Here is a 5,762-nt window from a genome sequence, read left to right as displayed (position 1 = left end):
AGGGAAGACTTTTTGGGCGCTTTGGCAATAGGCAATCAGCCAATCGTAACTATAGGGTGCATACTCTTTAAAATGATTATTATACTGATTATCTTTTAACAGTATTGTCCTAACAGTAGCGCGTAGTGCTATATGAGGTTTTATATGAGGTTTTATATGAGGTTTATGAGGTTTTATATGAAGTTTATGAGGTTTTATATGAGGTTTTATATGAAGTTTATGAGGTTTTATATGAAGTTTATGAGGTTTTATATGAAGTTTATGAGGTTTTATATGAAGTTTATGAGGTTTTATATGAGGTTTTATATGAGGTTTTTTATGAGGTTTTATATGAGGTTTATGAGGATAAGAGATATATAACAGGGCTAATATTAAATTGTTCCAACTAAAAATTAGGAACTCGGGAGAACAGGTCAAAGTTGCAGAACAAATGAACTATGTATACCGCTACGCGAACAGACATCAGCTAAGCTATCAGCTTATGGCTGATCACAGCGTCGAAACATCTGATATCCTAGCCAGCAATGGTTTTGTGGCTTGTCTGGTGATTGGTTTTCCTGCAACACAAATTCATTCCTTGCTGATTTCCAGCAAGTCTCTAAACTGCACAAAGGAGTAAAAATAGTGAAACGAACTTTACTGAGAAGCTTGCAAGCTTTTCTGATGACAATTGTGTTGATGCTCACAATGGTGGTACAGCCTGCCACTGCAGCAATTCAAGTTAACTATGGTGAGTCTTACCACCTAGAAAACCAATGGTCTGATGGTAAAAGTTATCTAGATACATGTGGTTTATATGATTATTGTGACTCACCAAATGAGGAAAGCAAGGTCTTCACAGATCAAAAACCAGATCGGGTTGAAGCGGGGACTGGGTTATGGGCAATTCAGTCCGCTACGGGATTAGAGAACGGAACTGTTGTGTCTATTGGTGACCTAGTATACCTACAAAACAAATGGTTTTCCGAGGGTGTTAAAAAGGGTTATCTAAATGTAGATGCATGTGCTGCTAGTCAATCAACTGTTCAGCTCGAAGTCTTCACACCTTTTGTAACCACCCCAGATTACCAGGCAGGAACTGGGACATGGAAAATTGAATCCGCTACGGGAGCAGAGAACGGAACCCCCGTATCCACTAGCGACCTGATTTACCTACAAAACCAGTGGTCTGGTGGTAAAAGCTACCTAGATGCATTTGGTGACTCACATACCTATTGTACCGATACCACTAAACACAAAGTTGCCACAAATCCAAAAGCAGACCGCATTGGGCAAGGAACCGGGACATGGAAACTCATACCAACCAATATTGCTCCGGAGGTGAATGGATCTATTCCCGATCAAGTCACAACAGTGAGCCAAAACTACATTTACACCATCCCTGCAGAAACTTTCACTGATCCTGATGGCGACGAGTTGGCCCTATCTGCAACCCTTGAGGATGGCTCACCGTTACCTACTTGGTTGACGTTCGATCCCTCGACTAACACTTTTTTTGGTACTCCGGCAGCAGGTGATATTGGCACGGTGACAATTAAAGTCTCTGCTTCTGATGGGATTGTTATTGTCACCGCTTCCACCACGTTTACCCTCACAGTCAACGATATTTGCCGCGTATCGGCAGTAGGCGAATCGCCAGCAGAGTGTGTGGTAACCCTCCCAGATGACGGTACACCTGTCACGGTTCCCGTCGAGATTCAGACTCCCGCAGAGGCCACTACCCTGCCGCTCGATTTGATGTTGCTGCAAGATTTGAGCAGTTCCTTTGGGAATGATCTGCCCGTCTTACGGAGTTTAGTACCTAACTTAGTGAGCGAACTCCGCAGCCTCCAGCCCGATACTAACTTTGGTCTCACCGCTTTCGTCGACAAGGCCATTTCTCCGTTTGGCAATGGTGGGGATTATGTTTACCGAACCGTCTTGAAGTTAACTGCAGATTCTGATGCTTTCCAGAATGGTGTGAATAGCTTGATTATCAAGTCTGGAGGAGATGATCCTGAAGCATCTTTAGAAGCATTGTTGCAAGTTGCCGTTCGAGCTCAAAGTGAATTAGGTGCTCGTCAGAGTGCCCGAAGTGCGGTCATTGTTTCCACCGATGCTCGTTATCATAAGGCTGGTGATGGTATTACTGCTAAACTTCCCATTTCCACTCCCAATAATGGAGATGCTATTCTCGATGGCGGTGGTACTGGTGAAGATTATCCTTCGGTTGCACAGGTTAAAGCTGCAATCAACAACGCCAACTTACTGCCTATCTTCTTGGTGACCAGCGATGTTAAACCTGACTACGAGGGTCTCGTCAGCCAGTTGGGTGTCGGCGCTGTGGTCGAGTTGAAAGCCGATAGCTCCAACTTGATTGATGCTTTGAAGAATGCCTTAGAAATTGTCAATCAGAACTTAACGATCGTGGTTTTGGGTGATGAGTTCGGTTACGTCACCGATGTAGATCCGGATCAGTTCAATGACATTGAACCTGGATCTGAGGTCACCACCAATGTCACTTTCCAGTATCCTGGTGCCGGCAGTGATGATGAGTTAACCATCCGTGCCATCGGTCTCGGTGACCTTGTTATTGACGTTGTTGTTAACTTAACTGACATTGACTAAGTTTCACCAGTTGAGTATGTAGAAGAGATTTAAAGCCGCAGTAAATATCAAAGTCGCCTGAGGGCTTCGGGAGACTATAAACGGACGGTTCGAAGGGCGTAAGACTTCTGGTTTGGAAGCAACTTCACCCTCAGCGTCAACCCACCAGGAATCCAAACAACTTTCGTTGTTTGGATAGACTGGAATCCCCGCCCTAAAAGTAAGGGGAGGATGTCAATTTGCAACACAACCTTGAGCATACCTGATTACTCATCTAGTGGTTGGTTAGCTCGATTTTGAATCTCATGGTAGACAACACAGCTAAAAAATGGAGGAAAAACTATGGCTAGTTCTTTGGTTGTTATTAGTGGAGATAATCCAGTTGAAATAAATCCTGGAGATGGAAAACAATTCAAATTTGGTTTTCCAGAAACAGAACGTCCAGATCCAAGCAAACCCGCAATTTTACTTTTGAATGTTCAAAATCTTATTGAGCGCTCTAATGTAAAACTAAATGGTAGCTCAATTGGCTACATATACCCTACTCTGGGGTTTTCAGTTCAAAACACACTCACCAGCCCAAAATACGGAGGTAATCAGTTCTATCTCTATGCGGGCGATGCGGGTACTAATGCTTTGTATGTAAAGGTGGACGAGTTCTTGAAAGATGTGAGTGGAGGATCACTAAATTTATCTGATTCCTACTGGTCAACTCAAATGATTAACGTTAGCGGGGGTTATCAGCTAAATGAACAGGGATTCACCCAAGAAGGTTTTGAAGCGGATTATAATACCGGTACTAATCGTTTGAGCATCGAATCTGTATCTCAGTCCTTCAAGGTTAAAGATATCTTTTTGCATTACCATTTTAAACAAACAAAACAGTCTTAGATGTGATTTTGCACTAACCTCTGTTTTACTCTGAGGTGGGATAGGGCATTACAGCCCTATCTTGTTTCAAAAACTAAAATAACATCAGCCTAAATAGTTGTAAGTCAACTACTAAATTCAGCGTTGTCACAGATGCAAAACCGAACCAGGTAGGAGTTGGGGCTGGGACATGGAAAATTGTTGATTGATGATGTGTTTTGAGCACACCTGATCATTTATCTAGTGGTCGATTAGCTCGATTTTTAATCTCGTAGTGGAGCAACACAGCACAGCTAAAACGAGGTTTTGGAGTTTTGATATAAGGCTTGCACAGCAAGCTTTCATCACAATTTTCGAATTCTCAGATCTTGTACCAGTACATTAATAACAAATTAGTAACTACGAGAAAATCAATTTGGATACTGTAAGGGGTAAATTATCTTACTATTCCCAATTTCCTATGCCCCATGCCCTATCTTAACCAGTCAATTTTAGACTTGGTGCAAGATCTCAGTTTTAGCTGTGTCACAAGTTCAATCGTTATACCCAATAACAAAATGATGACAAGAACCATTAACGACTTAATAAATGCAAAGCCAGCAAAAAGTGAAGAGGATGCATACCAACTCACAATTCTAGACGAACTTACATCCGACAGCTATTTATGGAACTATTCATGGAGTTCAGATCAATCCGAAACAAGAGTATGTATACCATCAACAGAATACAAAATTAAAAATGAATTTGAAACATATTTTAGACAAAGTGATAAAACGCCACGTGACCTATGGCTGCAAAAATTACGATTACTTGAGAAACTTGGATATGCTGATGAAGCCAATGATGTTAACCAGCTAATAAGCAGGGTATTTACCCAGGGAAAATATGAAGAACTTAATCAGGAATACCAAACTAATAATGCATTAGATGAAAACGTAATCTCATACGTTGTTGTACCCTCCTTAAAGGGACACCTGATGGAAACTATCACTTCAATCAAGCTGCAAACTACAGGCAAAAGAGTTGTTGCCAATATAGTTACTGTATCGGACGATGAAGTGGAATTTATAAAAGACAATTACAAAAATTGCCTACGGATCATCAAACATCGCAACCACCACGAGGTAAATCCAGCATTCAAAGCCGGCGGACTGTTTGAAATAAACATTGTTTGTGCTGACAGAGAATTTTCAAATAAAGCGACATTAATTAATCTTGGTATACGCTTGGCCTATTATTCCAAAGCAAAATATATTGGGTTACTTGAATCTGGTGATATTTTATTAAGAAATCATGCAGATATAACGACTTTCACCCTCGATCAAACCGATGCAAGTTTGGTGCATTGCGATCTGCACTTTGTAGACCAAGAGGGCAAGTTCATTGATATTAATGCAGACACTGAAGAAGCAAAACGAGCTAGATGGACCGCATACACAAGGGATAACTTTAATCAAGAGAGTATTGATGACTTAAGACAATGTTCTTTTATACATGTCTCAGGGATACTGTTTCATACCAAGGCTCTGATTGATCTTCAAATAAAAACTTATCTATGCGATCCTCGATTCGACAAATGGTCCACCATACAAGAGATGATCCTACGCTTAGATAACATTACTAGCGATGATCCTAATAAGCAAATAATCGCCTATTATCCTAATAAATTAGTCAAGGCAAGGACACAGAAATACAACATAGAGAGTCTAGCCCAATTAAAACTGCACCCACAACGCAAAAATATCCTGATATTATGTTACTTGGATTATGTTTCTAGAGGGTTAGAACCTTCATTGTCAAAAAGAGCCACAATTACAGCCAACAGTGAACAACAGGATGTCTACATGTGTGTTCATGATCTTGATTCAACACAAATTATCATTTATAAAGTAGGCCATGAACATATAAGATTTGAATTTGAAAATAGACATGAACTAGTTAGCTATCTATCCTTACTGAGTCCTGCCAATAATATACTATTTGATGAAATTAGAGTTTATAATTGGCATTTCTTAGAGGATTTTTACGACACCAATTTCAATACATATCCAATCACAATAGAAGCATTTACCGAAAATTTTTTAATGGCGGAAGTCCTGTATCCTGATCAAGATTACAATATTAAAGAAATGGAAATAATCAACAGAAAATATATGCAGATTTTGGCCACACAATACAACAGTGAAAGCTTTGCAAGTCTCACCAGAGAACAAAAACTTGAATTTTTAAAAACCCATAATTTAAGGCCAAAAATTAAAAGTATCAATCAATTTGAAAAGAGGCTCTATTGTGATTGGATATGTATT

The 5,762-nt window shown here is 40.1% G+C and carries 5 protein-coding genes; all 5 read left to right on the top strand.

From position 1 onward, the window contains the following. Positions 1-125: 125 nt before the first annotated feature. Entirely contained in the window at positions 126-389 is a 264-nt protein-coding gene (locus tag F6K37_RS30765; RefSeq protein WP_287254323.1) for a hypothetical protein, read from the top strand. Positions 390-430: 41 nt separating this feature from the next. Continuing rightward, entirely contained in the window at positions 431-619 is a 189-nt protein-coding gene (locus tag F6K37_RS30760; RefSeq protein WP_287254322.1) for a hypothetical protein, read from the top strand. A gap of 5 nt (positions 620-624) precedes the next feature. Next, positions 625-2,607, top strand: coding sequence for a putative Ig domain-containing protein (locus F6K37_RS30755; protein ID WP_287254321.1), 1,983 nt, complete (start codon positions 625-627; stop codon positions 2,605-2,607). Between the two features lie 321 nt (positions 2,608-2,928). After that, positions 2,929-3,477, top strand: coding sequence for an amidohydrolase family protein (locus F6K37_RS30750; RefSeq protein WP_287254319.1), 549 nt, complete (start codon positions 2,929-2,931; stop codon positions 3,475-3,477). Between the two features lie 446 nt (positions 3,478-3,923). After that, positions 3,924-5,762 (top strand): hypothetical protein (locus tag F6K37_RS30745; protein WP_287254317.1); only part of this gene is annotated, 1,839 nt, incomplete at its 3' end.

The sequence above is a fragment of the Moorena sp. SIO4E2 genome, assembly GCF_010671945.1.
GTDB lineage: Bacteria > Cyanobacteriota > Cyanobacteriia > Cyanobacteriales > Coleofasciculaceae > Moorena > Moorena producens.
The sequence above is the reverse complement of the archived record's forward strand: the minus strand, read 5'-3'. Positions and strand labels throughout refer to the sequence as shown.

Excerpts from the sequence above, each read along its gene's own strand:
- F6K37_RS30760 (WP_287254322.1), top strand. The coding sequence starts at position 431 with ATGAACTATGTATACCGCTACGCGAACAGACATCAGCTAAGCTATCAG.
- F6K37_RS30750 (WP_287254319.1), top strand. The coding sequence starts at position 2,929 with ATGGCTAGTTCTTTGGTTGTTATTAGTGGAGATAATCCAGTTGAAATA.